Source organism: Nocardioides sp. Leaf285, assembly GCF_001422955.1.
GTDB classification, from domain to species: Bacteria; Actinomycetota; Actinomycetes; order Propionibacteriales; family Nocardioidaceae; genus Nocardioides; species Nocardioides kribbensis.
The window spans coordinates 220,505-247,407 of record NZ_LMNH01000005.1 but is presented as its reverse complement, the minus strand read 5'-3'; the positions used below and the strand labels follow the sequence as shown (position 1 = coordinate 247,407).

Sequence of the window (26,903 nt, the reverse complement as noted above, 5' to 3'; positions counted from 1 at the left end):
AGGTGCGCGGGGCGGCTCACCTGCGCTCCTGCAGGTACTGGTCGAGGGCCTGGTGGGGGATGTCGTAGGTGGTGTCCCAGGTCTGCTCGTGACGATCGTGGTCGCTGGTGGAGGGCCAGGAGGCGGTGGGGGAGAACTGGCGCATCGTCCAGTCGACGTAGTGCAAACGCCCGTCGGGGTAGCGGATGCGGGTCAGGTAGTGCTGCCAGTGGGCCGGTTCGATCTCGGTCCAGGACGGGTGTGCGTCGGGGGCGGGTCGTCGCAGTCCGGCGACCTGGATCCATTCGGCGTCGTAGCCCGCCCGGCGCAGGTGGTCGGTGTAGGCGGCTGAGACCTGCTTGCAGGTGCCGAAGGCGCCATCGGGTGTGTCGGTGCCAGGGGCCGGGGGAGTCCACTGCTTCAGCCACCGGTGCTCGGCCAGGCGGTCTCCGCGCGCGCGCAGTGCGGTCTGACGGAAGTCGTCGAGCGCTTCCAGGACGCGGGGGTGCCCCGCGGTGTGGGAGGCCAGGGCTCTCGCGAAGCGATCCGGGTCCTCCTCGCGCAGTTGCAGCGCCGCCTGGTAGGTCTCGTGGGAGCGGGAGCGAGCGGCGTCGAAGAGGGCCCGGGTGGTCGCGGCGTACGCCGCGCGCTCGGCGCGGGCCTTCCGGCTGCCCTCGACCTGGCCAGCGCCACCGCACCGCGAACATGCGCCCGCGGCACCCGAGGAGTAGGTGTAGGTGCCGTCGCCGTGGCACTTGCCGCAGGTGACGGGCTGGGCCAGGTCTGTCGGGGGCGGGTAGATCGGTGGGCGCCCAGAGGCCGTTCGGGGCGGGCCCTCGGGGGCGACGGCGGGCTGCTCGGGCAGGGCGACGGCGGTTGCCTCGTCACGTGCCTGGACCCCGAAACGGCCGTCTCGGCGACGGGCCGCCTCGCGAGCAGGATCGGGAGCGTGCCGCCGAGGGGATGCCCCGCTCACCGGGCTGAGCCTGTCGGGCCTGTCGGGTTCGGGGGCGCCTTCCTGACCTGCTCATCGCATGCCCAGCAGGCGACGTCGAGCGCAGCCGTGTGTAGACCCTGGGCATGGTCGAGGCTGCGCTGGCCGCAGGCCCCGCACAGCGAAGGGTCGGTCGAGTGCTCGTCGGGCTCGCACAGTTGGATGCAGCACCAGCGGCACCCGAAGTCGCCGTCGCTCTCCATGCCGCTGGCCTCACCCAAGGCGTCCTCCCACGCTCGACGGGCCACCGGGCGCTCGAAGTTCTCGGTGTAGAAGGTCTTGCCGGGATGATCGGCGGCCAGCGACCTCAGCAGCGTGCGGTTCAGGCCGAGCCCGCGGTAGGCCTCGTCGGTGAGCATGTAGCCGACCTCGATGGCGTTCTCCCTCGATCCCCACTCGTCGTCGGCTCCCAAGACGGTGTAGGTCACCGAGGCGACCTGGTGTGAGCCGACGAGAACCGCGCGCACCTGCTGGCCCGAGGGGAGGGAGGTCTGGCGCCACTCAGCCCTGTCGAGATCGACGGGGGTCGGGGCGGCGCGGCGCTGCTTCAGGGCGGGGCCGAGGTCGACGTCAGCCTCGCGGAGGTTCTGGGCGCCGAACCTGCCGTCCGAGTGCCTCGCTGCCTCGCGCGCCGAGGCGGTGGTGCTCATGACCGGCCGCCGTGGGGGACCGGGGCGGCGGTGAGGATGTCGTGCCGTTCGGCGTGGGCCCGGGCTGCGGCGAAGTCCTTGTCGTCGAACTCGTCGCGGCAGCCGTACCAGTCGGGGTCGCTGTTGTACTCGGCGTAGTCCGCTGTGCCCTCGATGCCCCAGTAGGGCAGTGGGTGGCGACCGGCTGAGTCGTAGGCGTAGGTGTCGTCGTGGGCGAAGCAGTGGGTCTCCCACCAGCCGTCGGAGGCGTCGCCCGCGCCGTTCTCGGTGCACCCGAGCACAGCGAAGCGCAGGTGCGGGTGCGCGTCGACGAGGGCGGTGGCATAGGCAGCGCAGTCGCCCTGCTGCCAGGTCGACCACTCATCGGTGACGTACCCGGCCGCCGCGACCTCAGCCAGGCTCTCGTAGCGCACCGCGGTCAAGTCCTCGGTGCGGGACACGACAAGGCCTGGCTCGGTGCCGACGGCCGGGGCCGGAGCCGGGGCCTGCTGTGCGCCCGGCTCGATGGAGCACACGCCCGCAGCGATCTCCCCGGACAGGTCGAGGTTCTCGCCGTTGCACCCTGGGGCGAGGGTGAAGCGGACCGGCTGACCGGTGCGGAGGGCCGCGACGACGCGGTGGTGGCCCTCGCTGACCTCCTCGCTGTAGGAGTCGACCTCGACTGGCTCGCGGATGCCGTTGACGGCCACGTCGGCGACGAAGGCGTCCCAGGTCTCGGCGTGGATCCGGCCGGGGTTGAGGGGGTTGGGTTGAAGGAAGGCGGGGTGGTCCTCGGTGCCGTCCCAGCCGAGGGTGAGGTCGTATTCGCCGGGGGCAAACCGCTCGACGAAGGCCTCGGCAGGCATGGCGTACAGGACCGGGGCCGCCGGTGTGGCCGCCGCGAGGTCGACGTCTCCCTCCGCACGCTGCTGGACCCCGAAGCGGCCATCGGTGCGCCGGGCGGTCTCGCGGGCAGTCTCAACGGCGGGCTGGGCAGTCACACGGGTACGGTGTGCGGCTCGCCCGGGACGCGCTCGCCGGGGCCGTCCTGGCCGGAGGGGGTGACCAAGCCGGTGTGCTGGGGTCGGGCGCTCAGCCGGGGCAGGTTCCGATGACCCAGATGTCGTCGGCGGGTTCGGCGTTGTGGGTGCGACTCCATGCCTCGTCGAAGTCCATGCGGTCCACGGAGGAGTCGGAGCGCACCACGAGCACCTGGTCGGCGATCACATGAGCAGAAGAGGGCACGCAGCCGGGGTGCTCGCGGTGGTGACGAGGCCGCCAGGCCGGAGCAGGGGGCTCGGTGTCCGAGGGGACGTCGGTGGCGATGTCGCCCTCGCTGCTCCACCCGCCCTCCGGCACGGGGGAGGCGGCGGGTGGGAACTCGGCGGCGCTGTAGGTCATGTTCGTGATGAGCCACCCGGTCGCCATGGCCGAGGCGAGCAGGATTCCTGGCAGGCTGCGGCCGAGGGAGCGCAGCGACCCCTGGCCGCCGGTGGGATGGGCCGGGGCATCGGCAGCGCGGTGGGAGGTCACCCCCACCAGGTGCGCGGCGATCTTCGGGCCCGCTCAGGCGCCAAGGGCCCTAGGAGGCCAGCGTGCGCTCGCCGGGCTCGTTGTCCATGTCCTGCTCGTCGGTGGGCCAGACCTCGAAGGTGAAGGTGGCGTCGACGTCGTAGCGGTCGAAGGTGCCGTCTGCGAAGCAGATGGTCACGTCGCGGCGGGTGCCCTCGGTGGTCTCGTCCGGATCGAAGGCGACGACCCCGACGGTGTGGGTGCCGTCGCTGCTGGCCAGATTCACCAGGTCTCCCTCGACCAGGTCGCGGGCCGCGATCGGAGCGACTGTGATCAGGTCGGGCTCATCACCGCGGGCCAGGCGTGCGTTCTCGGCCTCCCAGTAGGCCCCGTAGCGGCGGCCGTCAGCCCCTGGGGCGTCGTCGATGGGCGCGGTGGCGGACCGACGGGTGCGCGCTCGGGTGGGCGAGGTGCCGCGCTGCGGGTCGCCGGGGTTCTCGGCGTCGTCAGGGGCCAGGCCCGCGCGCCGGTCGGCCTCGCGCTGCAGTTCTCTGGCTTCGTGCTCGGCGGCCCGCATCTCGGCGGCCGCGGTGGCCATGCGGCGCTGGCGCTCGGGGTCGCTGAAGGGCAGGGCCTGAGCCTGGGCGAACTGGGAGCGGGCCGCGGCGAGACGCTGCTGGGACATGCCGAGCCGGATGTTGAGGGCACGTCCGGGGAGGGCGACGTCGACGCTGGTGGCCAGGTCGTTGCTCATGGAGCCGCCGATCGCGCGCAGGTCGCGGCCGAGGTCGCCGAGCAGCAGGCGCGACAGCGCGGGACGCTGGGCGCCGGGTCGGGCCGTGGCGTTGACCGGGGTGAACCCGTGGCCTGCCAGTGGGGAGCCGTTGGTGGGGTCGGGGGCCTGGGTGGTGGTACCGCTGGCCCCCGCGACGGTCGTGGTCCCGCCCTCGAAGCGCGCGCGAGGGGCGGGCTGGTTCTCCGTCACCGCGGGGGTGGCCGCAGCAACGGTGAGGTCGACGTCTGCTTCGTTGCGCTCGGTGGTGCGGAACGACCCGGCGTTGGAGGCCTTGGTGGTCTTCCCGCGCAGGCGGAAGCGCCCTCGGGCGCGGTGCTTGCCAGCCATCACAGGTCCTGTCCGGGCAGCGGGGCCCACGGGTCGTCGGCGGCCGCCGGTATGGAGGCAGCCTTGGTGGTGGTCTTGGTGGTGGCGGCAGCGGCCAGGGCGACGGGGGCCTCAGCGCGCGTCTGGGTGGCGAAGGAGCCCGCGGTCGACTTGGCGGTGGTCTTGCGGCGTGCAGCGGGCGCCGCTGCCTTCTTCGGGGCTGCCTTCTTCGGGGCTTGCGGGGCAGTCACGGGAGGGCTGGCGGCGGCGACCTGTCGGGTGCGGGCCTCGCGTCGGGCGGCGGCCTTGTCGGCGTCGGCGATGACCTGCTCGACGATGGCCTCCGCCTCGTCTCGGGCCGCCTCTCGACGCTGGCGCGAAGCCCAGTCCTCGCGGCTGAAGTAGCCGGAGGGGCGGTAGGCGGAGTGGCGACGGCGCAGCGCATCCGCGTTCTCGGTGGCGCGGCGTTCGCGTCCCTCGGCCAGGATGGCGCGCAGCGCGGCGCGGTGGCTGGCATCGGCCTTCTCGAAGGCGGCTCGCTCGGTGGGGTTGGCTCCCGCGAGACGGTCGACGACCTTGCGTTCGATGTCCGGCACCGCGGTGTGCATGCCACTGGCGCGGCCCGAGGCCAGCAACCGGGCGCCGTCCTGGACCAGGGTGTTGTGCTCCTTCTGCATCGCGGCGAGGGTGCGGAACTTCGGCGGGCCGTTGTAGGAGCGGTAGCCGCCGAAGCCGAGGCCGAACCCGCCGCGGCCGCCGCGCTGCTGGGCGAGCCTGTCCTGCTCGTTCTCGTAGAGGCGTGCGGCCATGTCGTCGAAGTCGGCCGCCCAGGACCGGGTGTCGTCGACATAGGACGCAGGGTCGTAGCCGGGGGTGTAGGCGTAGACGTCGTGGGTACCGGGGTTGGCGCCGTGCCAGGACCTGATGGCGGCGTCCTGGGTGGGGTGGCCGACCGAGACCCAGTCGAAGCGCGACTCGTCGGCCTCGCGGCACCACTCGTGAGTCTCGTCTCCGCCGTCCTCGTCGTAGCACTCGCCGTTGCAGCCCTCCATGGGGTGGAACCCGATGGACCAGGTGCCGTCGGCCGACTGCCACACGACGTTCGCTGCGTAGTAGGACACGGCGCAGGCCTCCCTGTCGGTCCCGGCGCCCACATGGAGCCGGGTGATGGGAGTCAGGTGTGCGGGGGAGTCGCGGACCGCTTTCGGCGCGAGTCAGGTGCAGCCGTGCCGTAGGAGGTGTCCTAGGGCACGGCTGCGCCTGTCGTGCGAGGTCGGGTCAGGAGTGGTGGCCCTTGGCCGCGCGGCGCTCGGCGCGGCGCTGGCGCCACCCGGGTGTCGGGTAGGCGTCCATCGTGCCGTTGCGGGGGGCGTAGAACTCCACCGAGCGGGCGGGGTTCATGGCGTCGTGGGCTCGCACGAACCGGGCGCTGCCGCGGGTGTTGATGGCGGCCACGACGTAGACGCTGTCGGCTTCCGCGCCGACGCCGGGAGGCGGGGCGATGCGCGCGCCGAGCGCGACGTCGTCCACGCGCACGGGGGTAGTGCCCGGGGGCGGCCCGGTCGGTCCAGGACGGTGCGCTGCGGCCTCGACCGCGTTCGGGCTCAGGCTCAGCGCGGACTCGGTGCGCCCCATGGGGGCGAATCGGCCGCGCTGGTCACGCGAGGGGTTCGTGGGGTGCAGCGTGCTCACGATCGTTCTCCTGTCGCAGCAGCGTGTCGAGCCGGGTTGACCACGCGAAGGGTCGGGCAGCGGTGGGCAGAGAGGTGAGGTCGCGTGGCGGTGGGTCGCGTGGCGGTGGGGCTACCAGTGTGCGCGATCACCGGGCGGCTTGGAGCCGAGCGGTCGGGGCGGTCCCCGCACTCCATAGTCAGTGGGCGGTCCAGCATCGGTTCTCTCCTCCCGGTCTCGGGTGCGAGCAAAGTACGGTCGCTGAGACTGGTGTGCGGGCTTTCGCGCAGGCGCTCGGGCGCGCCGGGAAAGTTCTCGCCTTCTCCGTGGCGCTGACCGGGCCGGACAGCGAAGAGAGGGTCGTTCAGGTCAGGTCGAGCCACCGTGAGGTGACCTCGGGCGGGGCGGAGACTGAGGATCGCGTGCCCTCGATGTGGAAGTGCGAGGGTCGCTCCAGGGTCGGGCGCGCCATGCGGAACCGACGCAGCAGCCAGTAGGCGTTGAGGTCGCGCGCGAAGAAGTCACCCCCGGTGAGCACAGGTTGGCCGTCAGGGCGCACGGCCTGAGCCATCCAGGTCCCCGAGTGGCTCCCGGCCAGGGAGTCACGGGGCCACAAGAACTGGTAGGAGAACCTGGTCCAGGGCCGTTCGTCGAGCGCGGGGTCTGCGACCATCGCCGCGCAGACCTGCTCGCACAGGGCAGTCAGCAGACCCTGGGGGTCGGCGGCGAACCCGGGGAGTGCCCGGGGGCCCGGGAGGGGGCGTGGGCCCGACCGGTCGCGTCGGTTGAAGAGCATCAGCGCCCCTTGCTCGTGGTGGGTGTCGAGGCGCGGGGCCCGGTCCCTCTGGAGGAAGGCGTCGAGCGGCCGCGGGAGGGTCGGGCTGCGCCCCGCGGAGATGAGGTCGTGGAGGGCGAGGTCTTGGAGGGCGCCCGGGTGGTGGTGGTCGCGGCCTTCCCCGAGGCGCGCGCGGGCTTGGGCGCGCTCGGTGCTGTCCGAGACGTCCGGCGGGCACCGCTCTTCGGGGCCTTGGGCTTCGGCTTCGCCGCGACGGGAGCAGAGCCGCGAGTGGTGGCTCGTCTGACGCTTCCCGTCTCCACGCGGGCCGAGGGCACCGTGGTGGCCGCGAGGGGCTCGGTACGGCCGCTCCCGCACGGTCGCCCGAGGCGCCAGTCCATGGACTCCGCCAGTGAAGCAACGAGTGCGAACTCGGAGAGGAAGGAGGCCGCGGTTCCCGGGTCGTGGATCTCCACAGCGTTCTCGAAGGAGTCGTCGGCGTTGCCGGAGAAGTTGAACGACCCCGTCCAGACCGCGCTGGGCAGGAGCAGGGTCTGGCCTCCGGGCGAGGTCTGAGCCGAGCAGCGCACGAGGAACTTGTGGTGCATCAGCGGGGGCGTGGCCCCGCCGGGACGGCCCTGGTGGGTGGCGCCGTAGCCGAGGCAGGAGATGGGGGAGAGCAGGTGTCTGCGGCGGCTCAGGGGCGCGGGGAGCGCGGAGGTGGGGATGTCGCCGCGCAACGCGGCGTACCGGCTGCGGAGCGCGACGCCGCGTGCGTCGGGCTTCTTCCACCAGTCCTCCTTCTGCACCACGAGGGCTACCCGCCGCTGGGCGAGCGCCTCCAGGACCTGCCGGTTGGTGATCCAGGCGACGCAGCCCACCAGCACCTCGGAGTGGGCGATGAACTCGACCAGGGGGTCCTGGAGACGACCGAAGTGGGTGCGGACCGTGGCGTGAGGCGTGTTGACGTCGCCGCGGCGTGCTGGAGCCTCGTGAAGGTCGTGCATCGCCACGAAGGCGGGGCGCGGTGCCGGACGGACTCGCATCCTGCGCGTCGCCGGGGCGGGGGCGGGGCTCATGGTGTCCTCACGCCGCGGAAGCCCCGGCGGCCTCGGCGTAGAGAGTCGTGCGCATCCGGGCCATGACCTGGTCCACGGCCTCGTCGACGCTGGCCTCTCCCAGCGTCCCGATCTCGCCCTCGTCGAGCGCGACGAAGGCGACCATGGCAGCCAGGACGGTGGTGGTGAGGGCGTCGACGATTGCGCGGTGGCGGTCAGGGCGCCACACCGGCACGTTCAGGTCGACTGTGAAGGGGCCACCGCTGACGTGCCCGGCCATCATGTCGCCGACGAAGGCGATCGCGATGCGGTCGCGCAGCGCACCGCAGGTGTGCTGACGCACCCCGGTGGCGGTCAGGGTCAGCACCTGGTCCGGCTCGACGCACTGGGCGAGCAGGGACACGACCACCCGGGTAGCCCCCATGGCGGCCATGCGCCCGGTGATGCGGTCAGCGATCAGGGCGTAGGCCTCGTCGTCGTCGTCGTGGTACGCCTCGACGAGGCCCAAGACCGTCAGCGGGGCAGCGAAGGGGCCGTCGGTGGGGGTGAAGTCGATGGTGCGCCTGCCCAGGGGGCTGCGCTCGTATCCGCTGCGTGCGGACATGGTCAGCGACGAGATCGTGCGACGCACGACGCCGTCCTGGGGTGCGGCGATGTTGCGGCGGGGGGCGGGAAGGATGCTCACCTGGTCTCCTGAGGTCGCTGGGCGCGGTGGGTGGGTCCTCACTGGTGCTGTGCTGCCAACGTCTGGGCGGTGTGCGGGGACCTCAGAAGTCGTCCACTGCTGCTGCAGAGGCAGCCGGGGCTCGGCGCACGGTGACCTCGCCGGATCGGGCGGCGTGGGCTGCCTCCTCGGCTGCCTCGCGCTTCTGCTTGGCGGTGGCCTTGCTGGACCCGCCGCCGACAGCGGCTGCGCGACGGGCGGCGTTGGCGACCTCGTAGGCGTTCGAGCCGAGCGAGCCGTCGTGCAGTGCGACGCCGTACTGGTCGCCCATCTCCGCGGCGACCTGGGCGGCCGGGCGGCCGGACGGGGCCAGTTCGGGCCCACGGCCCCCGCCACGGCCCCCGCTGTCGCGTTCGCTGCCGGTGTCGTCGAGGGAGGGCAGGAACTTGTCGATCTGCGCCGAGGTGGGAGAGGGGTTGGCCCGGGTGGGGACTCCCAGGGCCAGCAGGGCGCGGCCGTAGTCGCCGGTGGTGGCGAAGTAGGACTTGTAGATCTCGGGGGCCTGACCTTCCAGGGTCGCCACGCCCACGCCGCGGGCACGGGGGCCGCCGGACTTCACGTTCTCCGGCACCGTCGGGACCGCGGACTCGTCGGCGAAGATCTGCGTCCGGGCAGCCTTGGAGGGGTTCACGCCCTGGAGGATCTTGTGCCCGATGAGCGTGCGCATGGCGGGGTCGACGCCGGTGTTGGCGTTGGTAGCCTGGGTGCTGAGGATCATCCGCACGCCGACGAAGCGCAGTTCGGCGATGATCTTGCGCATCGCGCGCTGGAGCATGGCTCGCGCGAGGTTGCGCTCGGCGATCTCCAGGTAGATCGGGTGGTCCTTCGGCACGCCCTTCGGGACGGGGTCGGCGACCACGAGGGCCGAGACCTCGTCCACGATGACGAGGATCGGGGTGAACCGTTCGCCGGAGGGCATGTCGAGCCAGTTGTTGATCCCCATCCGCTTCAGGACCTGGGCGCGCTTGGCGCCCTCCTCGCGCACCAGTTCGAGGGCGGCCACGGCCGCGGGCAGGGAGTCGCAGCCCCAACCGCCGGAACGGCAGAACGGCTTGCACCACTCGAAGTCGACGGCCTTCGAGACGTCGTCGACCACGACCAGGTCCGAGCCGTTGGACAGGGCGTCGGCGATGATCGCCGAGAGCGAGACCGTCTTGCCGCTTCCCGGCGTCCCGGCCACCAGCGCCCAGGCGGAGGCGGTCCAGTCGATGGTCATCTCGGGGCCGCTGGTCTCGCCGGGCTCGGGCAGGATCATCCCGAAGGGGACGCGGTCGATGTCGCCCTTGCCGAGACGCTTCAGCGGGAAGGCGATGCCCTCGGGGAAGGTCGGAGGCTCGGAGGGGATGATCGAGGCGACCAACTTCTGGGCGTCGGCCTTCACGTACCAGCCCTCCTGACCCACGACGAGAGTGGCGACCTCCTCCAACTTCGTCAGGTGTCGCGAGGGCTGGTAGGAGCGCGGCAGCATCAGGTCGTAGCCGCCGTCGCGGCGGCGCTTGACCTCGATGTCCCACGGCTTGACGCCGAGCGCGGTCGAGACCGCGCCGCGACAGCGGGCCTCGTCGTCGGAGAGCCGTGTGAGGGTGGCACGACCCAGGAACGGCTCGAACCTGGTCATGTAGTGCCCGGGGTACTGGTCCTCCAGTTTGGCTGCTGCGCCGTCGCCGTCGGAGGGCTTGGTGCCGCGGGCCAGGCGGACGTCGAAGGACGAGGTCGCCCTGTTCTCGGTGACTTCGGTGATGGCGGCCTGCCGCGAGGCCTTGGCGGTGCCGCTCTGCAGGTCGATGGAGTCGATGACGAAGCCGGTGCCGTACTGGTCGGCGATCAACTTCACCAGCGCCGCCTCGTGGATCTCAGGGGAGAAGCCCGGTGGCAGGCGGAGGGTGATGCGCTCGACGGACACTCGGTTGGCCTCTCGTGGGCTGACGCGACGGCTCGATGGCGCCGCCGGGGTCGGTCAGGTGTGACCGGCCCGCTGCCGGGGACCATGCGCCAAACAGGGAGTCCACCAGGACTCCGTCGAGGAAGGGGCTGACACGATGGCCGGTGTGAGCGCGGACGGTGGCCCTGGTGACACGAGCGGGGGCGAGCGGCACGACGGTGCGGTGAGCGCCCTGCTGCGCCTCACCGAGCAGGCGTGCGCCGGGGTGATCCTGGTCGAGGAGATGCTCGACGCCACCCAGCCCGGCTGGGACGCGCCACGGAAGGGGCGGCGCGCGGGCAGCGGCCCCGGGGGCTCGCTGGGCTACGTGCGCTCAGCGCTGCACACCGTCTGGGTCAACACGGGCTGGATGCTGGTCCGCGAGCACGGGGTCGAGGCGTACCGGATCCCGCCGATGGCGCTGCGTGGTCCCGACGGCTACGAGGTCTGGCAGCGCGGTCCCGACGGCCGAGACGACGTCACGACGGTCGCGGAGTGGGAACCGCCGTCCAGCGAGCCGGATGTCCTGACGCCCGTGCGCGAGGTGCGCAACCCCGGCGAGCGGCTCTACACGCTCGCGGAGGCGCGGCAGATCTTGGGCGGGTGCACCGAGCACCGCTGGACCGTCGAGGTCGACGCCGGAGGTACACCGGTGGCCGTGAAGTGCGAGCGACCGGCGTGCGATGCGGTGCGAGCCGTCCAGGAGCACTGAGCGGCACCGTCTCGCGGGCGGTTCAGTGGCGCTCCCCCGGGCAATCCGAAGTAAGCCGATAACATAGGTTATGTAAGGTCGGGGCGGTTTCGCCGCCCGCTACTTCTTCGCGAGCGGGGCCTGGTGCCCAGCGCGAGAGACCCCCAGCGCCACGCCGTGACTGATGATGGCGATCAGGAGCGCGATCTGGGACAGGCCAGCCACCAGTGCGCCGAGCAGCACGCCCCACTCGCTCCCGGTCTCCTCGACGTCTCCCTCGACGGGCGTGCAGTAGAAGTCCGTCGGCTCGCAAGTGACGGCCGCGGTGATGTCCACGTCCGGCCAGAAGGCGCCGATCATCAGTCCGCCAGCAATCGCACCGATGACGCCGATGACCAGCAACATGCGGGTCCGGTCCTGGGCGGCGGCCTGGGCGTTGGTGCGCGGCTCCAGGGGGTGAACAGGCTTGGTCACGGCAGGGACCCTTCGAGGTAAGGACAGGCGAGGTCAAGGTGGTGGACCCCGAGACTGTGCCTTCACAGACGCCGCGGGGGCGAAACGACACCCGGGTCGGGCCAGATGCGTTGCCTGGCAAGGAGTCTCGGACAAGCGCTCTCGGCGTCCGGTCGGGCGATGATCAGCCCCGCACCGCCCAGACACGCCGCGACACGCCGGGCCGAGCCCAATCTGAGGGAGTTCTGCCAGCGGCTGGCGCCTCCCGATCCGCTGCGCCGGAGAGGTAGGTACTTTTTCCCCTCCAAGTAGGGAAAAAATACCTTCCTGCAGGTCAGGTGGAAGTTCGTCGCGACGGCGGCCGGGCGCGCGTGGCGAGGCGCCCCTGAAGGGGCGTTCTCGCAGGTCAGTCCTGAATCTGGTCCCCATCGCGCCCAGGCCGCGCGCTGCTGAATCTGGACCTGGCAAATGCCGAGCGGGGCGTCTGTCGCGTGGAAGTCTTGCCTCCATGACTGCACGTACGAACGCTCCCCGAGGGCAGAGCAGCGACCGCCGGTGGAAAGGCGACCGTCGCCCGTTCATCTCCCGTGCGCCGCTCGGGCTCGCCGACAAGGTGGAGGCGCTCGCCGCGCAGGCTGGCCTGACCAAGTCCGACTGGATCATCCTCGCGATGGCCGAGAAGGCGGGCTACGAACTCCCCGCGGGCGTCATCGACGTCCCCGGTCACGACAACACCGTGCAGGAGGAGATCGCGATGCCGTCGGCCTCGTAAAACGCCGAAGCGGCCACCTGGTGGAACAGGTGACCGCCTCGATTCGCTCATCAGTCGAGCGCGAACTCGGCTGATGATGCCGCTCCAGAGGAGCGACCACTTTTCTATCGAACCGCCCTAGCAGGAGTTCGTGTGTTCACGGTAGCACCGCTGCCGACCCGTGACGCTGTCATGCCTTCGGCGTGCCGCGGCGTGTCGCAGCCATCCGATCCCCGCATCCCCGAGCCGATTCGGCTGGTGCGGCGATGAGTGCTGCCCTCAGCCGGGCCACTGACGCTCGGCACCTCTCGTCCGTGGCCGCGGCTCGACACCCGGGCCCCGAGGAGGAGTGGGCTGCGCTCGCACCGTTGCTGGCTGCCCGCGGGCGCGTGCGGATCTCGCGCGACGGGGGACGCAACTACCGCGCACGCGACGAGCGTCCTGTCCCCCACGTGCTGCCGAACCAGCCTGCCGCCGTCCTGGTCTACAACCACGACGGGTGCGCCCCCGTGGTGTGCCTCGACCTCGACTCCGCTCGTGGCGACACCGCCACCGACCACCGGCGTCTCACGGACCTGCTCGACGACCTGGGCGCGCCCTGGTTCTCCGACACCTCCCCGAACGGCGGGCGCCACCTCTACGTGCCGCTCGCGGAAGCCGCACCGCTCCACGAGGTCTCCGAGGTGGTCCGCGGGCTCACTGCGCTCGCACCCACCCTGGACCCGCAGCCGATGCTGAACATCCACGCCGGATGCATCCGTCCGCCTGGATCCCGGCACAAGACCGGGCAGCACCAGCGCTTGGACCAACCCATTGCCGCCGCGGTGGACCGCCTGCGCGCGCCTGCTCGACCGGAGGTGTGGCGCGCGATGCGCACCTACGCCTCCCGGCTGGCGGGGGCCCCGGCCAACGATGGCGCTGTCCGCGCGCAGGCGGCGCCGCCTACGGGCAGTGTCACGCGCATCGATGCGCTGCACGGGCACACGGCCCCCGACGCGACCTTCGAGCAGATCGCGCGAACCGGCCAGTGGGACCCGCAGCGGTACCGCTCAGCCTCCGAGGCCCGGCAGGCGGTGCTGTGGGCATCGGTGGCCTCGGGGTGGGCGTTCGTCGACGTCGCGCGCAGGGTCTCCGACGGCACCTGGCCCGGCCTGGCCTCCCTCTACGCGCGCTACCGCGTCAACCACCGCCACCAGGCACTCGCGCGCGACTGGCAGCGCGCCGTCGCCTTCGAGGGCGCCCGCCGCAGCAGACGCAGTGCAGATGACCGCGACGCAGGGCTCGTCCACTCACGCACCACAAGCCCACACCAGTCACAGCGGGGGGCGGCTGGGGAACGGATCCGCGAGTGGCTGGCGGCGGTCGACCTGCTGACGCGTCGTGGCGACCCAGCAGAGCGCGCGGTGCTACACGCCCTGGCCGAGGCAGGGACCCTGCGCGGGACCACCGAGGTCGAGCACGGGAACAGGTCGTTGTCGATCGCCACGGGCCTCGACCAGTCCACGGTCGGCAGGGTGCTGCGACGACTGCGGAGCGCACCACGCGATCGTCTCCTCATCGACCTGGTGCGGCACGGTGAAGGGGTCAAGGCCAACGTCTACGCGCTCGTCATCCCCGACCTGATGCGCCCGGCCTGTGAGTCCAAGCCGTGGCGTCGCGGCCGCATCCACGCCATCAGGCCCGCCTTCCGTGAACTCGGGCTAGGGGCTGCGTTCGTCTACGACGTCTTGGAGCGGGCCCGGGAACCGCTGAGCGGACGTCAGATCGCTGTCGAGGCCGGGCTGGGTCACAGCGGCGCCCACGGCATCCTGGCTGTCTTGGCCAGTTGGGGCCTGGCTGTGCGCAGCCCGCACCGCGGGTGGGTAGTCGGCAGCGCTTCACTGGAACGACTCGCCGAGCAGTGGGGCGTGAGCGAGGCGGTGCAGGCGCAGATCGAGCGCTACCGCCACGAGCGCCGGGCCTGGTGGGCCTACCTGGGCCTGGTCGACCGTCTGGCACCTGAGGGCGACGGTGGCGAGGCACCAGACGACATCGGCGCGACCATCCTCGACTGGCCACGGCAGATCAACGAGGACGACCCATCGCCGCCGACCGGACCGGCGCCAGGTCACCAGATGGGCATGAGCGACCTGGCCCAGACGCTGCGGCAGCGAGACGCGGTGCGCACCAGGCACGCCCTGCTCCTGCTCGCCGAGGTGCTCGGCGCACGAGAAGTCGACGATCTGGGGCAGGTCGCAGCACGGAGGTCCTGATTCAGGATCTCCGTGGGGGCACTAGGGTGCGCTCATGGACAGGCAGGATGTCGGGGGCCCACTCCCCTCCCCCGCCTACCCTCACGTGCCGGTGCCGGTGGAACTCCTGCTCGATGCCGACGTCTCAGGCCCCGCGGCCTACATGTGGGCGCTGCTCTACCACTACGCAGCCACCGGTGGCGGCACGATGTTCGAGTTCAGCATCGACCAGATGGCGGCGTTGTGCGGGGTCACCAGCAAGACCGCTCGCTCCCGCAGAGACGAACTGGTCGAGGCGGGCTGGATCGACGTGACGATCATGCCGGGGCTGGGGCGTCGCCAGCAGATCACCGTGAAGGTCCCCGGCCAGTCGGTCTCCGCACCGCAGGAGTGAGCCGGGTGCCAGGTGCCAGGTACCAGGTGCTGGGTGCCAGGTGCTGGGCCACCTTCTCCGCGCACCTCAGTAGTCGTAGACCTGCTGCTGCTTGCGGAGACGGTCGAAGAACTCCTCCACCGGTCGGTTCCCCTCCCCCAGCGGGGGTAGCGCGCCCAAGTCACGGAAGTAGGCGTCGAGCACCGCGGTGATGAAGTCAGCCATCGGCGCCGACCCCCTGTCGCAGTACTCGGCCAGCACGTCCTGCAGGTGCACCGGCAGCCGGACGTTCGTGCTCTTCTGGGACCTGCGAGGGAGGGCTTCGACGTATCGACGCTGGTCCCGCCCGGTGGCCATGACCTTCTTCAGGTTCGTCAGCGGGTTGTCGAAGTCGATGCGGCCCACGCCAGCCAGCACCTGGGCCTGCTGCAAGGGTCCCGGGTCCACGGTGGGCGCGTCCTCGGGCTCCGGCTGCGAGGTCGAGGCGGGCGCGGCGACCTCCTCCGCGGCGTCATCGCTGACGGGCTCGGCCGACACGGGCTCGGCGGACACGGGCTCGGCGGACACGGGCTCGGCGGACACGGGCTCGGCGGACACGGGCTCGGCGGACACGGGCTCGGCGGACACGGGCTCGGCCGCTCGGCTTGGCGGGGCGGACTGCTCAGGGTTCGCTCCCAGCGTGGGAGCCACTTCGGCACCGGGTCCCGCCTGCGCAGCGGACGTCGCAACAGGGGCCTCCTCGATGGACGGCTCGGCCTGGAGCGGCGCGCCTCCACTTGATGCGAGGCTGGTCTCGGTGATGGCCTCGCCCCCGGGCTGGCTGGTCTCGCGCTCGGCAGGCGCAGGCTCAACAGGCGTGGGCTCGGCAGGCGTGGAGTCAGAAGACGCAGGCTCGGTGACCTCGGGCTCGGCGTCCGGGCCATCGATCGACGCGGTGCGCTGCATGGCGCTGGCGAGCCGGGACTTGCGCTGACGCGTGGAAGAGGTGCTCATCAGGAACCCGCCTTGGTCGAGGTGGTGCGGTCGTTGAGTGCGGCAAGGATGGTGTCGGTGGCCTGCTCGTAGTCCCGGGAGGCCGTCGAAGACTTGTCGTAGTCCCACAGCAACTCGCTCAGTGCGACCGCCTCTGAAGCCTTGACGGTCGCCCTGATCGGCTCCAGCACCCGTAGCGACCGGTTCTCGGCCAGGGAGCCCAGCGCCATGGCCGAGAGGCTGGTGCGGGTGTAGCGCGTCGGCAGGACCCCCAGGAGCAGATCGGCCTCGCGAGCCTCCTCGTACTCCCGCACCGCCAGGACGATCTCTCGCAGAGCGGCCACGCTCATCGGCGACGGCTCGGATGCGATCAGGGCCAGGGTCATGGCCTCGAAGACGTTCAGCGCCGTGTTGGTGTCGAGACCCCGCGGGGTGTCGAGCAGCACGAAGTCGGGCTTCTCCTGGTCGACCAGGCGGGTGAGGGCCTTGGCGATGAACAGTTCCTTCTGCCGCTTCAGCCCCTCGATGTGGTCGTCGACCTCACGCAGCGCGAAGTTCATCGTGGGCGCCAGGCGCAGGTGGTCGCTGATCGGGACCAGTACGTCGGACCAGGTCGCGACGCGCCCCATCAGGACGTCCTCGACCATCGGCTGGTCCTCGCGCTCGCCCACCAGCCAGTCGGACAGGGATGCCTGCGAGTCGAGGTCGACGATCACGACGTCGTAGCCCCGCCTGGCGAGCGCGTGCCCGATGGTGGCGCACGAGGTCGTCTTGGCGGTCCCGCCCTTTCCGAGCAGCGCGATGATCTCCATGCAGCCCACGCTATTGCTCAGCGCTAGCGCAGTCTCGAAGGCTCGCCGGACAGCAGCCTGCACGGGGTGCTGCTGTCATGGCTACCTCTCTGCCCGGCGAGCCGCCGGGCAGCCCAGCGACATGGCTACGTGGCTACGTGGCGACCCGCCTGCCCAGGTAGCCAGGTAGCCAGGTGCCTACGTGTCGGGAAGGTTGGCATCAGCCCGCTCCGCAGCAGGCTGGTGGGCCGCCCGGCTGTCTGTGTAGTCAGGTAGCCAGGTAGCCAGCGGTCCTGGCTGGGTGTCGGACCGCGGGTCGCCGCGCACCGAGACCTTGGAGCGATTCCAACGGCCCGGTCGCCGCAGGCAACGCGACAGGCGGCTGGAGGGCCGTCAGGCCACCCATCGGGGCAGACAGTCGCCCGCACAGGTAGGCGGCGGGCGCGGCGGCCATGCGGCTAGCCGTGAGCCCAGGTGGCGAGGTAGCCAGGTAGCCAGGTAGGCAGTCGAGGGCTTGGATCGACGGGACCCGTGTGGTCGCTGGTCAGCGTCACCGGCCAGCCTTCGCGCCGCGGGGCGCGTCACTCGGGAAGCCAGGTAGCCAGGTAGCCAGGTAGCCAGGTAGGGAGGACCGTGGGTGGCTGCCTCGACCTTCCTGCATGGCGGGACGGCCAGGATCGGGCGGGGGTGCGGGGGGTCTCCCCGGATCCCCCTCGCCGGAGCCGGTCCGGGCAGTGGGGGCTGGATGAGGTCCTGACGGTTCCCGTCTCGGAGCCCGCCTCGGAGAGCGGTTCGATGGGCCCGGCCTCCCTCCCGGGGCGGAGGCCGCCGTAGGCGGTCCGGACGAGGCGGTCGCCCGTCGGGGCAGCCAAGTAGCCAGGGGGCCAGGGGGCCAGGTGGGTGGCCGTGCGCTTGTCGATCTGGCGCGACGGCTGTGCAGTGACGCAGCAGTCCAGCAACGTCGATGCGCAGCCGGGTAAGTAGCCAGGTAGCCAGGCAGTCAGGCAGCGGCGATGTGTCTGGGTGCCTGCCGGTACGGCAACCTCGGTGCGTAGCCGTGTAGGTAGCCAGGTAGCCAGGTAGCCACGTTGCGTCCTGTTCTTGATGCAAGCGAGAACCGCCTCGGCCTGTGCTCGATGCGCTTGATCCCCGCCCAGCGACACCGTCTACACCGCGATCAAGACCGCCATCCAGCAGGGCAGCCGCCGACGCAGCCAGAAAGCAGGCTGGCGAGCCGTGTCGCCACCCACCCAACAACCCACGTAGCCAGGTAGCCAGGTAGCAGCGGGGCATCGGTGTCGGCCGTGAAGGGGCCCGGGCCGGTCGCTCCGCCCGCCGCGATGGGGCCCTCTGCGGCAGGTGACGTGGAGGGTCCCTCCCCCGGGGTGGACGGAGGGCCGACCCGCTCCCGCCTCGCGCGGCTCCCGGTGCTGCGCGGCCTGGGTCGCCAGGTCGCCAAGTTGCTAGGTAGCCAGGTAGCCGGGGGTGTCGCCGGACTGTCTGCCGGGCTCACGCACAGTCACCGCCCAGGATGCGCGAGAGGACTCGACGTGCGACCGGTGAGCCAGGACCGCAGCCGCTTGCCGCTCTTCTTCCAGAAGTCGTCGTCGTCATCCCCACGCCGGGAGCGCTCCATCGTGACGAAGAGCCAGAGGGCGATGCCGGTGCAGGAGGTCACGAAGAGGACCCAGTCCTGGTAGAAGCGCGCCTCGATCACCGCGGAGATGACGAAGTAGAGCAGGGCAGGCCAGCGCAGCGGACGCTCCCAGGAGGCGAAGATGTACCGGGGCTTCGAGCCGCGGATCGAGCATCGCCGCCCCGCCTCGCTGAGAGTCCAGAGCCCCGAGGCTGCCACCCCGGCGATCAGCAGCCACGACAGGATCGGCGGGAGCAGGGGTGTGTCCATCATGGAGCCCTTTCGGTGAGTGGTCGCTGAGTGGTCGGGCGGGGCCGGAGCAGGTCGGACCGAGCCGCGAGCAGGCGCCGCTTCGCCGCGTGCCGCAGGTTGCGGACCGCCTGGTCGGTGATGCCCATGATCTGGGCCGTCTCAGCGGTCGAGAGGTCGTGCAGCCCCCGCAGGACGACCACGAGCCGCTGATGCTCGGAGAGGGCGTGCAGCAGCACGAGGACGTCCTGCCAGGTCTCTAGGGGAACGTGCTGTTCTGCGGCCGGGCACGAGCGGTCCTCCTGCGGATCGAACGCCAGCGCCTCACGGCGAGCCGCCGGGGTCCGGTAGTGGTCGGTCATCAGGTTGCGAGCGATCGCGAACAGCCACGCTCGCATGTGAGTGGGCTGCTCACGCCCCTCGTCGGTGAGGTAGCGCAGCATGCGCACGAAGGTCTCGGCCGCGAGATCGTCGGCCAGGTAGGGGTCACGTGCTCGGATCAGCAGGTGCTCCCGTACAGCGGAGTGGTGGTCTCGCCACGCCTGGTCGGTCAGGGCCGCGGCACGCTCGGGGTCCATCTGTCCCCTCAGGCGAACTGGTCGGTGACGTCGATGAGGTGCATCGGCACCCGGGGCACGTTGTCGAACTCGTCGAGTGCCGCAGAGGGGGCACTGACGACCGCGGGCGTGGTCGGCTGCTGCGTCGGCATCGGCTCGTGCTCCTCCGAGAGGGGGAGGGGGTGGGACGGAGCCTCAGTCGCGACCGGCTCCTGGTGCGTGCTCGCGGGCACCGGAGGACCGATGACAATGACCCCGTGCTCCTCGGCGATGTCGCGCACGAAGTCGATGAACGGCACCCCGGTGGCGTCGAGGTCGTGCAGCCGCGGCGCGAGCCACGAGACGGTCTCGACCTGCGGGTACTGCGTGAGGAACGCGGCCAGGGCGTCGATCTCGGTCCAGCCGTAGTCGGACTGCTCGGGCTCCCAGGCGCTCGGGTCGATCTCGTCCCAGGCGACGCTGGCCCCGAGGATCACACCGTCGACCGGGGTCTGCGCGGCCGGGTCCTCTTGCCCGCTCGGGGGACCGGCTTCGACGGTGGGCTCGGTGGGCTCGGGACTGCTCCAGTCGCTCGTCTGCGGCGACTGGAGGTTGGCCTCCTGGGTGGCGGAGGCCTGGAGCGCGTCCCAGTCGAAGTCGGCGTCCGCGCGGTCGGGGGCGAGCGCCTCCTGCTCGGGTGCCGGTGCCTGCTCGGGGTCGCCGTCGGCGAGGAAGCCGGTCAGGTCGTCGAGTGAGACGGTGAGTTCGTCGAGTTCGATGACCTCCTCGATGTCAGCCAGGGAGGGGGCGTACTCCGCGGGCGCAGCGGCGAGGGGATCGGGGCCCGGCCCGATCACACCGCCGTCGATCTCGATCTCGGGCTCGACGAAGGCCGACAGATCGAGCCGGTCAGCGGAGGGGATGGGATCGCGGTACTCACCGACACGGTCGGCGAAGACGGCCTGCGACGGCTCGAACCAGACCTGGATGACCTCCGCGGGGCGGCCGTTGCCCTCGTACAGGCCGCGTCCGGCGGGCAGGACGTCGGGCTGCGGCGGGGCCTCGAAGGGCATCTTCAGCGCCGCCTGCAACTGCCCGATCGAGGCCCGACCCACGATCATCCGCGACATGTTGTCCTTCAGGTCGTTGGCGCCGGGGATCTTTGAGAGCGTCTCGGCCTTCAGGGCCTGGGTGGCCATCAGCATGGTGAAGCCGGTGGACCGTGCCTCGCGCACGATCTTGCCCACGTAGGTCCCGATGTAGGCCCGGCAGGCGTTCATCGCGACGACCTTGGCGTGCTCCGCCAGGACGCCGGGGTCGTCGGACATCGGCTTGGGCGCCTGCTCGGGCATCATCAGGGAGGTGAACTCGTCCATCACGACCAGGACGTGGGGGTAGCGCACGTCCTCGGGCAGGTCGCGGTAGTTGCCGCAGTTGTGGGCGCCGTTGATCGCCTTGCGGCGCGTGACCTCGGCGTAGATCGCCTCGATGACGCCCTTGGCCTCCCACACCGAGCGAGCCACCGCGCGGGTGTAGGGCTCGACGAAGTTGAAGTCGACCGCGCCCTTCGAGGGGTCGATGACGTACAGGTCCCAGCCCCGGATGGCGGCGCCGTAGACGAAGTTCTGCAGCGCCACGCTCTTGCCGCCTCCGGAGGTGCCGCTGATGAGCAGGTGGGCGTCGTCACGATTGTTGTAGGAGGTCGCCTCGCCGGAGAGGTTGGTGGCGAACGGGATGCGGTGGTCGCCGGTGTCGGCCTCGTCCCAGTCGAAGGGTGAGGACTCCGGCAGGGGGTTGACCTCGCAGGCGAGGATCTCGATCTGGTCGGGGCGCCCCTCCCGGGTGCGTCGGGGGAGGATGAAGGCGTTGGCGGTGGCGGTCTCCAACTTCTTGGTCGCGGCCTGGATGTCGGGCAGCGAGAGGCCCGACGGCAGGTTGAAGGTGAGGACCTCGACCTTGTCGTTCTTGGGCAGGTGGTCGATGTCGACCAGGGACGGGGTGAGTCCGCCGACTCCGGAGACCTTGCTGTCGAGCCAGGCCTGCTCCCAGTTCAGGGAGGCCAGGTACCGGGCGTCGCGCTCGGGGGCGGCCAGCCGGACCCGCTTGGGGTCGGCGCCCACCACGATCACGCAGCCGTCGGGGGCGGCCTCCACGCGCAGCCACTGCGAGGCGAGGTTCTGCCGCAACTTCTGCGCCATCCCGCGCACCTCGGCCAGCGTCACTCCGTCGTAGAGGCGCAGCGAGATCTGCCAGATGTGGCCGGGGGAGGAAGGCGTGGTCAGGCAGCGGACCGCGTAGGTCTCGGGCTGGGCGAGCCGGGCGGCCTTGAAGGCCTGGTTCATACGGCCCGAGAGCACCCACAGGTAGGCCTCGTTGTGGGAGGGCATCTCCGTCTGGTCGCCGACGGAACGGGTGCTGCGCGGGTCCCGGGGGTTGATGTCGCGGGGGTTGGCGTCGCTGCGCGTGCGGCGACGGCCCGGGCGGGCCGGGGCCGCGAGGGGCTTCAGGGTGTCGGGGTTGGAGGGAACGGCGGTACTGGACCAGTGCACCGCGAAGGCCTGGGCATGGCGCTCTCCCACGCGGTCCTGGGTGGTCCAGCCGGTGACGGAGACGAACGGGGCGCCGGAGAAGGTGGCAGCGATCTTGGGTTCGAGGTTGAAGAAGTCGCGCAGGTCGACGCCCTGGCGGGGCACGAACGCCTGACGCATCACCACGGCGCCGGAGGCCAGTGTCTGCTCGCCGTAGGTGCGGTGCTCGATGGTCGGCGGGTTCACGTCCTGCTTCAGCACTGCGGCCCAGCGCGCGTTCCAGGCGTCCTCGGTGTCGAGGTTGTGCAGGTGCTCCGCGGTGACACCGGAGTTCGGGTCCAGCGGCGGCGTCCCCTCGGTGAGCGCGCCGATGTAGAGCGCCCCGCCGTTGCGGTGGTCAGCCAGGGCCTCTGCGCCGACGTACCCGGTCAGGGGGCCGACCAGGTCGCGGCGAACCGACTCGTAGCCGGGGCCGCGCGGCATGTGCAGGGTCACCGCCCAGGCCTGCGCCTCGGGCTCGGTGCTGGGTGAGGCAGCGCTCGGGTCGGGGGTCGGCTCGCCGGTCTCCTCGTTGAGGATCACCTGGCCGGTCTCGGGGTCCGTCAGGTACGTCGGCTCGGGGTCTGCGGCAACCGCCAGCGGCACCATCTGGTCGATGATCGGCGGGTCGTAGAGCCCCTCGCAGACCCATGCCAGGGAGCAGGAGAGCCACAGGTGCGCCAGGTCGGGGTCGACGGTGGGGTCGGCCAGGCTGAGGGAGAAGTCGCTGGGCCAGGTGACGATCTGGAAGTCGTTGGCGTCGATGGTCCCGGGCATGGGCTGGCCAGCAGAGTCGCGCATCTCGACGGGCAGGACTGCGATGCGGACCGGGCGCCCCATGGTCGGGGTGATCTTCTGCCCCAGGGCCAGGTAAGTGGCGGAGCCGCCCATGGCGCCGTCGGAGGTGAAGGTGTCCACGACGGCTGCCCCGGTCTTCTGCCGGTCGTTGAGGCGGGGCGGGAAGTTGTGCTTCAGCATGGTCCAGCGCGGCTTCCACTCCTCGCGTGCCGCGCAGACCTCGCGCCAGTGCCCCAGCGCGGTGTCGACCCAGGGGCGGGCCACGACCGCTGCGAATCCGAGGGCGGCACCGAGGACAGGCCATGCCGTAGCCTCGGCGAGACCCGTCGCGAAGTCGGGCAGCAGCGTGAAGTGCCCGCGAGGCGCGGGCATGAGCAGCGTGGCGGCACCAGCACCGGCCGCGGCGGCCGTGGCAGCGGCGGCCATGACGACGGTGCGGGTGCGCGGCGTGGCTCCGATCTTGCGCAGGGAGTCGACCCGCACGCCGGGGGAGCGATCGCCGGGCATGACGGTGTCACGCCGCGCGGCGCAGACCTGGGAGACCGTCACGAAGGCGAACAGGGCGTTCACGCTCGGCAGCAGCGCGCTGGGGTACTGCGCCGGAAGGTCGATGCTCGGCAGGCAGAACGCGACACCGGCAGCGAGCAGACCGCCGAGGAAGGAGGCCCGCACGGGCCACCCCGGGGCGAAGGCGGAGACGGGCAGCAGCAGGTTCCACTTCAGGGCCCGCCAGAACTGGAAGCGCTGGTACAGCGCCTGCTCACCCGGCCCCTGCGGGATCGGGTTCTTGGTCTGGGGGTCCTTGCCGGTGATCAGCGGCATGACGGCCGACCAGGACCCGACGACCAGGCCGAGCCAGATCACCAGGGCACCGGGGAGGGAGAAGTAGACGGCGACGAGGCCGACGAGGATGGCGGCAGCCGCGACGGCCTTCGGGATCCAGGCCGGTGCCGGGGCCTGGGCGGCGCGGCCTCCACGAGCGGGTCGGTTGGCCATGGGTTACCAGTCCTCGGGCAGCGAGGGCAGGGGCCCATCGAAGAAGTCGGTGTTGGCGGCGGGCTCGCGGCGGGCTCGCGGCGCGGGCATGACCGGCAGGTCGGAGGCCGGGGGTGTCGGGACCCGGCGCGCGAAGGGGGCGGCGGCGGCGGTGCGCGGTGCGGTGACGAGCAGCGGCAGGAGCGCGGCGACGATGGCCGGGTCGGCGGGCAGATGGGTCGCGCCCCTGCCGCCGGGTCGGTGCATCTTCGCGATGCGCTTCTCGAAGGTCGCCGAGGTCCAGACCCGGGCGCCGGGCACGCTCAGCAGACCGGTGCGCAGCGCGGTCCGGTCCGAGGAGGGCCACACCACCAGGGTCGGGGTGAGGACGACGGCGTGGATCGCGAGGCTGTCGAGGTAGGCCTCCAGAGCCTGCCGCAGCACGACCATGGTCTGCTTCTCGGCGGGCTCGAACCGCTCGCGGCCGCGGTAGGTCTTCGAGGCCAGCGTCCAGTAGCGGCCCGGCTTCCAGACCTTCGCGTCGATGATGTGGACCGTGGAACCGGCGACCACGAGGTGGTCGATGTTGGCCTTGTACTTCTGGCTCGGCGCCATCAGGTCGTGCATGACCGTCGGGCCGTCGGTGGGCTCCGCCAGGGCGTTGAGGACAGCGGCCGTGCGGACCTCGCCACCCTGCCCGATCTTCGCCATCTGCTGGGCTCGGTCGCCGCGGAGCCACGAGGCGTTGTTCAGTCCGCCACCGGCCACTCCGAGGATGCGTGGGTTGGCGTTGCCGAAGGTGGTCATGGGGGTCTCCGAGTCGAGGGGGAGTCGCGAAGGACGGTGTGCGGGCAGGAGAGGAGCGGGGGCCGCGGTGGCGCTCAGCCGCCGGTGACCACGCGCCACAGCGCCCAGCCGATGGCGGCCAGTGCGAGACCGGCCATCCACAACTCACCGCCGCCGTTCATCCAGTCGCGGACCTCCTCGTCGTTGCGGCTCACCTGCGCGGCCAGACGGGCGCCCATGCTGCGGCGCTCGGCGCTCTTCTCGGAGGGGGAACTCATGCTGCGGACCATGCGCAACACGGGTGGTCCGCAGGGTCTCGACCATCGCGCGCACGCGCGGGATGGAGCGGGTGGGTCAGAGGGTCTCCTCGTAGGTCTGGCCCTCGGTGTCGGTGTCACCCTCGGTGTCGGCCTCGGTGTTGGTGTCGGCCTCGTCGGTGGGCGAGTGGCGGTAGAAGGTGGCGGCCTCCAGGACGGCGCGGATGAGGTCGCCGTGGCGGATGCTCTCCGAGGGGTCACCGTTGAGCAGGTGGGCGACCAGGTTGGCGTTGGCGACGTGGAGGTCGTGGGTCGCAGCCGAGTCCGGGGCGCCGGGGGTGGCGTCGAGTTCGAAGGAGGCGAGCACCGTGCGCGGGGCGTCGAGACCGATGCCGGGCCGGTGCGCCACGAGGACGGATCGCGTCGCCCGGTGGACACCGTCGTAGAAGGTGGACAGGGTCACCAGGGCGTCTCCGGCGAACATCGTGTCCTCGCACAGGTGAGGCGTCTCCACGGTCGGGGAGACAGCGAGACGCTCGACCAGCAGCGGCTCGGTGGGGGTGGATGTCGGGGAGGTGGGGGTGAGCATGGCGGGGCCTTTCGGGCTTCGGGTTCGAGGTGGTCGGGGAATGGAGGCGCGGGTAGGGCGTCAGAAGACGTCGGGTGCGGGGCGAGTGGACGCGGCCGCAGCGCGGGGTGGTCGCGGCGTGGCGGCGCCCAGGCCGAGCAGGCGCCGTGGGGGGCGGGCTGAGCCGATCGCGCCGACGCCGTGCCCCAGGGGGCGGCCCGGACCGCAGATCCGTTCGGGCTTGACGGCGGACGGCAGGGGGAGGTCGTCGAGACCGGCGCGGCGCATCATCCAGTCGACGAGGTCGGGGGCGTCGGGCTGGCTGCGCAGCCAGAAGGGGGTCTGGCCCAGGAGGGCGGCGTTGTCGACGATGGCGCGGAGCCGTGCACGGTCGGCGGCCGGAATCGGCATGGTGCGGGGGTCGAGGAGGTCGGCCTGCTGCCACTTGTCGGCGCCGGTCCCGGTGGGGCGGTCGACGCGCATCGTGAGGAAGTCGTCGGAGAGCAGGTGCTGGCCGGGGAACCACTCACGCCAGGTGGCGACCCCAATGCGCTCGGCGACGGGGTTGGAGGTGGTGCCGGGGAACTGCGCGACGGCGCGAGCGACGGCCTCGTAGATGCGGTTGCGCGTGCGCACGACGTCGCGGTGCTGCGCGGTGACCGGGGTCGCGACGACGAAGACGACGCACAGTCCGGTCTCGGACAGGCTGCGCTCGGAGAGCAGTCGGGCCCAGCGCTCGGCCTTGCGGGCGAAGCCCTTGGTGTTCGAGGCGGTCATCTCGATGGCGATGCGCATCCCGTCGGGGCGCACGAGGGCGGCGTCGGCGGTGCGCTGGTCGCCCTCGATGGGAGCCAGGCCCGCTCCTGAACCGGCGAGCAGGTCGATGGAGCAGAAGCGCTCGCCGAGGATGGTCGAGACCTCGGTGTACTCGGCTGCTCGCAGCGCGAGTTCGGTGGCCAGGATGTTGTGGCGGTCGTACTGGCCACCGGCGACCCACTCCTGCCCACCGGTGATGGCGACCCACTCCGCGAAGGAGAGCCGGTCCTCGATGTGCTCGGCGAAGGTCTCCGAGCGCGAGGGGCGCATCAAGACGGTGGAGGCGTTGAAGCGGCCGGGGTAGTGGGCGGGCTCGACGAGGCCGATGTCGATCAGGTGGCTCGACAGGGCGCTCGCGGTCGAGGTGCCGTAGGGGGTGCGCAGGCGTGCCGAACCGGTGAACGTGGCGATCTGCTGGGCGGAGGCAGTGCGCCAGGCGTGGAGTGTGCCGAGCATGGCCAGGTTGACCGGACGCGAGGTGTCGTTGTCGAAGAGGCGGTCCAGGGCCGCATCAGCCGGAGCCAGGAACTGGCGGGGGTAGGAGTGCAGCAGGCCGTGCTTCAGCCAGGTCTCCACCGTGGGGCGGTCGTACCAGAAGGCGTCCGCTCCGCCGTGCCACATGGCGGAGTAGTAGGGGTCGGTGCGCTGCGTCGCAGCCAGGTCGGGGTCGGGGCACGCCGAGGCGAGGTCGTCCATGTGCCAGGCCTGGGTGGGGTCGAAGCGCTCGGCCGGGGCGATGCGTCCGGCGCGGATGGGGCGGGCGGCAGGGGTGGCCGTCCGGGCGCGCGCCGGACCCGGGCGGGCCGGAGGAGGGGCCGGGACCGACGCGGGGACCAGGGTGGTGGGGCTGACCGGGGCAGGGGTGGCCGGGGCCGCCGGGGTGCTGGCCGGGACAGTCGGGCGACGACGAGCGACGACCGGGGTAGCAGGCTGGACGGGCACGGTGACCTCGGCCGGGGCAGCCGGACGGCGACGGGCCACGACCGGGGCGGGAGGCTGGACGGTCGCGACGGCCGGGCCGGTCGGCTCGGTGCCGAGAGGCTCGGCCGGAGGGGCGGGGCGGCGACGGGCCACGACCGGGGGCTGCT

26 protein-coding genes are annotated in these 26,903 nt (G+C 71.7%); 5 read left to right on the top strand and 21 right to left on the bottom strand.

Annotation, left to right across the window (positions count from 1 at the left end):
• Positions 1 to 16 precede the first annotated feature (16 nt).
• The 11 genes from ASF47_RS18985 to ASF47_RS18930 all read right to left on the bottom strand — a co-directional run bounded on the left by ASF47_RS18985 (position 17) and on the right by ASF47_RS18930 (position 10,347).
• Positions 17 to 955: a hypothetical protein gene (locus tag ASF47_RS18985; protein ID WP_056865612.1), complete on the bottom strand. Its 939-nt coding sequence runs from the start codon at positions 953 to 955 to the stop codon at positions 17 to 19.
• The gene (locus ASF47_RS18980) at positions 952 to 1,623 is read right to left on the bottom strand and encodes a hypothetical protein (RefSeq protein WP_056865611.1); all 672 of its coding nucleotides are present in this window, start codon (positions 1,621 to 1,623) and stop codon (positions 952 to 954) included. Before ASF47_RS18980 ends, ASF47_RS18985 begins: the two co-directional genes overlap by 4 nt.
• Positions 1,620 to 2,603, bottom strand: a complete 984-nt coding sequence (locus ASF47_RS18975; RefSeq protein WP_056865610.1) for a hypothetical protein — start codon at positions 2,601 to 2,603, stop codon at positions 1,620 to 1,622. The genes ASF47_RS18980 and ASF47_RS18975 overlap by 4 nt, the downstream gene beginning before the upstream one ends.
• 91 nt (positions 2,604 to 2,694) lie before the next feature.
• Positions 2,695 to 3,135 carry a hypothetical protein gene (locus ASF47_RS18970; RefSeq protein ID WP_056865609.1) on the bottom strand — a complete coding sequence of 147 codons (441 nt, stop codon included), beginning with the start codon at positions 3,133 to 3,135 and terminating at the stop codon, positions 2,695 to 2,697.
• Positions 3,136 to 3,184: 49 nt separating this feature from the next.
• The gene (locus ASF47_RS18965; protein WP_056865608.1) at positions 3,185 to 4,237 is read right to left on the bottom strand and encodes a hypothetical protein; all 1,053 of its coding nucleotides are present in this window, start codon (positions 4,235 to 4,237) and stop codon (positions 3,185 to 3,187) included.
• Positions 4,237 to 5,337: a hypothetical protein gene (locus tag ASF47_RS18960; protein ID WP_056865607.1), complete on the bottom strand. Its 1,101-nt coding sequence runs from the start codon at positions 5,335 to 5,337 to the stop codon at positions 4,237 to 4,239. The genes ASF47_RS18965 and ASF47_RS18960 overlap by 1 nt, the downstream gene beginning before the upstream one ends.
• Positions 5,338 to 5,494: 157 nt before the next feature.
• A complete protein-coding gene (locus ASF47_RS21350; protein ID WP_156698054.1) occupies positions 5,495 to 5,746 on the bottom strand; it encodes a hypothetical protein in 252 nt (83 codons plus the stop codon).
• 505 nt (positions 5,747 to 6,251) lie between these two features.
• The gene (locus ASF47_RS18950; protein WP_156698053.1) at positions 6,252 to 6,560 is read right to left on the bottom strand and encodes a hypothetical protein; all 309 of its coding nucleotides are present in this window, start codon (positions 6,558 to 6,560) and stop codon (positions 6,252 to 6,254) included.
• 122 nt (positions 6,561 to 6,682) lie between these two features.
• Positions 6,683 to 7,708 carry a hypothetical protein gene (locus ASF47_RS21345; protein ID WP_156698052.1) on the bottom strand — a complete coding sequence of 342 codons (1,026 nt, stop codon included), beginning with the start codon at positions 7,706 to 7,708 and terminating at the stop codon, positions 6,683 to 6,685.
• A gap of 40 nt (positions 7,709 to 7,748) precedes the next feature.
• On the bottom strand, positions 7,749 to 8,405 hold the full coding sequence (locus tag ASF47_RS18935) for a hypothetical protein (protein WP_056865602.1): 657 nt from the start codon (positions 8,403 to 8,405) through the stop codon (positions 7,749 to 7,751).
• A gap of 82 nt (positions 8,406 to 8,487) precedes the next feature.
• Positions 8,488 to 10,347, bottom strand: coding sequence for a hypothetical protein (locus ASF47_RS18930; protein WP_056865601.1), 1,860 nt, complete (start codon positions 10,345 to 10,347; stop codon positions 8,488 to 8,490).
• A 202-nt stretch (positions 10,348 to 10,549) separates the two neighbouring features.
• Between ASF47_RS18930 and ASF47_RS18925 the strand changes: the two genes are divergently transcribed.
• Complete coding sequence (locus ASF47_RS18925) at positions 10,550 to 11,077, top strand: hypothetical protein (protein WP_056865600.1); 528 nt, start codon at positions 10,550 to 10,552, stop codon at positions 11,075 to 11,077.
• Between the two features lie 99 nt (positions 11,078 to 11,176).
• On the opposite strand, the gene ASF47_RS18920 is transcribed toward ASF47_RS18925, so the two are convergent.
• Entirely contained in the window at positions 11,177 to 11,530 is a 354-nt protein-coding gene (locus ASF47_RS18920) for a hypothetical protein (RefSeq protein ID WP_056865599.1), read from the bottom strand.
• Positions 11,531 to 12,017: 487 nt separating this feature from the next.
• Here ASF47_RS18920 and ASF47_RS21340 point away from each other — a divergent pair, with 487 nt between their 5' ends.
• The 3 genes from ASF47_RS21340 (at position 12,018) to ASF47_RS18910 (ending at position 14,885) form a co-directional block, all read left to right on the top strand.
• Entirely contained in the window at positions 12,018 to 12,281 is a 264-nt protein-coding gene (locus ASF47_RS21340) for a hypothetical protein (RefSeq protein ID WP_156698051.1), read from the top strand.
• Between the two features lie 431 nt (positions 12,282 to 12,712).
• Complete coding sequence (locus tag ASF47_RS18915) at positions 12,713 to 14,512, top strand: hypothetical protein (protein WP_056865598.1); 1,800 nt, start codon at positions 12,713 to 12,715, stop codon at positions 14,510 to 14,512.
• Positions 14,513 to 14,546: 34 nt separating this feature from the next.
• Entirely contained in the window at positions 14,547 to 14,885 is a 339-nt protein-coding gene (locus ASF47_RS18910; RefSeq protein WP_056865597.1) for a hypothetical protein, read from the top strand.
• 66 nt (positions 14,886 to 14,951) lie between these two features.
• Here the strand turns inward: ASF47_RS18910 and ASF47_RS22240 are convergent, their stop codons facing one another.
• Positions 14,952 to 15,089, bottom strand: coding sequence for a hypothetical protein (locus tag ASF47_RS22240; RefSeq protein ID WP_156698049.1), 138 nt, complete (start codon positions 15,087 to 15,089; stop codon positions 14,952 to 14,954).
• Between ASF47_RS22240 and ASF47_RS22235 the strand changes: the two genes are divergently transcribed.
• A complete protein-coding gene (locus tag ASF47_RS22235) occupies positions 15,076 to 15,837 on the top strand; it encodes a hypothetical protein (protein WP_156698048.1) in 762 nt (253 codons plus the stop codon). The genes ASF47_RS22240 and ASF47_RS22235 overlap by 14 nt on opposite strands.
• Before the next feature lie 19 nt (positions 15,838 to 15,856).
• Here the strand turns inward: ASF47_RS22235 and ASF47_RS18900 are convergent, their stop codons facing one another.
• The 8 genes from ASF47_RS18900 to ASF47_RS18865 form a co-directional block, all read right to left on the bottom strand.
• Positions 15,857 to 16,648 (bottom strand): ParA family protein, encoded by a 792-nt coding sequence (locus tag ASF47_RS18900; protein WP_056865595.1) that lies wholly within the window; start codon positions 16,646 to 16,648, stop codon positions 15,857 to 15,859.
• A gap of 1,498 nt (positions 16,649 to 18,146) precedes the next feature.
• Positions 18,147 to 18,536, bottom strand: coding sequence for a hypothetical protein (locus ASF47_RS18895; protein WP_156698047.1), 390 nt, complete (start codon positions 18,534 to 18,536; stop codon positions 18,147 to 18,149).
• Entirely contained in the window at positions 18,533 to 19,090 is a 558-nt protein-coding gene (locus ASF47_RS18890) for an RNA polymerase sigma factor (protein ID WP_056865593.1), read from the bottom strand. The genes ASF47_RS18895 and ASF47_RS18890 overlap by 4 nt, the downstream gene beginning before the upstream one ends.
• A gap of 8 nt (positions 19,091 to 19,098) precedes the next feature.
• Positions 19,099 to 23,409: an FtsK/SpoIIIE domain-containing protein gene (locus tag ASF47_RS18885; protein WP_056865592.1), complete on the bottom strand. Its 4,311-nt coding sequence runs from the start codon at positions 23,407 to 23,409 to the stop codon at positions 19,099 to 19,101.
• Between the two features lie 3 nt (positions 23,410 to 23,412).
• A complete protein-coding gene (locus ASF47_RS18880) occupies positions 23,413 to 24,195 on the bottom strand; it encodes a nuclease-related domain-containing protein (RefSeq protein WP_056865591.1) in 783 nt (260 codons plus the stop codon).
• A gap of 74 nt (positions 24,196 to 24,269) precedes the next feature.
• The gene (locus tag ASF47_RS18875) at positions 24,270 to 24,452 is read right to left on the bottom strand and encodes a hypothetical protein (protein WP_156698046.1); all 183 of its coding nucleotides are present in this window, start codon (positions 24,450 to 24,452) and stop codon (positions 24,270 to 24,272) included.
• A 76-nt stretch (positions 24,453 to 24,528) separates the two neighbouring features.
• Complete coding sequence (locus ASF47_RS18870; protein ID WP_056865589.1) at positions 24,529 to 25,020, bottom strand: hypothetical protein; 492 nt, start codon at positions 25,018 to 25,020, stop codon at positions 24,529 to 24,531.
• A gap of 60 nt (positions 25,021 to 25,080) precedes the next feature.
• Positions 25,081 to 26,511: a hypothetical protein gene (locus tag ASF47_RS18865; protein ID WP_156698045.1), complete on the bottom strand. Its 1,431-nt coding sequence runs from the start codon at positions 26,509 to 26,511 to the stop codon at positions 25,081 to 25,083.
• Positions 26,512 to 26,903 lie beyond the last annotated feature (392 nt).

What these genes read in the sequence shown, in the direction of transcription:
- ASF47_RS18980 (WP_056865611.1), bottom strand. Translation starts at nt 1,623, where the DNA reads ATGAGCACCACCGCCTCGGCGCGCGAGGCAGCGAGGCACTCGGACGGC.
- ASF47_RS18965 (WP_056865608.1), bottom strand. Translation starts at nt 4,237, where the DNA reads ATGGCTGGCAAGCACCGCGCCCGAGGGCGCTTCCGCCTGCGCGGGAAG.
- ASF47_RS18890 (WP_056865593.1), bottom strand. Translation starts at nt 19,090, where the DNA reads ATGGACCCCGAGCGTGCCGCGGCCCTGACCGACCAGGCGTGGCGAGAC.
- ASF47_RS18880 (WP_056865591.1), bottom strand. Translation starts at nt 24,195, where the DNA reads ATGACCACCTTCGGCAACGCCAACCCACGCATCCTCGGAGTGGCCGGT.
- ASF47_RS18875 (WP_156698046.1), bottom strand. Translation starts at nt 24,452, where the DNA reads ATGAGTTCCCCCTCCGAGAAGAGCGCCGAGCGCCGCAGCATGGGCGCC.
- ASF47_RS22240 (WP_156698049.1), bottom strand. Translation starts at nt 15,089, where the DNA reads ATGGCTGACTTCATCACCGCGGTGCTCGACGCCTACTTCCGTGACTTG.
- ASF47_RS18910 (WP_056865597.1), top strand. Translation starts at nt 14,547, where the DNA reads ATGGACAGGCAGGATGTCGGGGGCCCACTCCCCTCCCCCGCCTACCCT.
- ASF47_RS18950 (WP_156698053.1), bottom strand. Translation starts at nt 6,560, where the DNA reads ATGGTCGCAGACCCCGCGCTCGACGAACGGCCCTGGACCAGGTTCTCC.
- ASF47_RS18865 (WP_156698045.1), bottom strand. Translation starts at nt 26,511, where the DNA reads ATGGACGACCTCGCCTCGGCGTGCCCCGACCCCGACCTGGCTGCGACG.
- ASF47_RS21345 (WP_156698052.1), bottom strand. Translation starts at nt 7,708, where the DNA reads ATGCGAGTCCGTCCGGCACCGCGCCCCGCCTTCGTGGCGATGCACGAC.
- ASF47_RS21340 (WP_156698051.1), top strand. Translation starts at nt 12,018, where the DNA reads ATGACTGCACGTACGAACGCTCCCCGAGGGCAGAGCAGCGACCGCCGG.
- ASF47_RS18900 (WP_056865595.1), bottom strand. Translation starts at nt 16,648, where the DNA reads ATGGAGATCATCGCGCTGCTCGGAAAGGGCGGGACCGCCAAGACGACC.
- ASF47_RS18870 (WP_056865589.1), bottom strand. Translation starts at nt 25,020, where the DNA reads ATGCTCACCCCCACCTCCCCGACATCCACCCCCACCGAGCCGCTGCTG.
- ASF47_RS18885 (WP_056865592.1), bottom strand. Translation starts at nt 23,409, where the DNA reads ATGGCCAACCGACCCGCTCGTGGAGGCCGCGCCGCCCAGGCCCCGGCA.
- ASF47_RS18895 (WP_156698047.1), bottom strand. Translation starts at nt 18,536, where the DNA reads ATGATGGACACACCCCTGCTCCCGCCGATCCTGTCGTGGCTGCTGATC.
- ASF47_RS22235 (WP_156698048.1), top strand. Translation starts at nt 15,076, where the DNA reads ATGAAGTCAGCCATCGGCGCCGACCCCCTGTCGCAGTACTCGGCCAGC.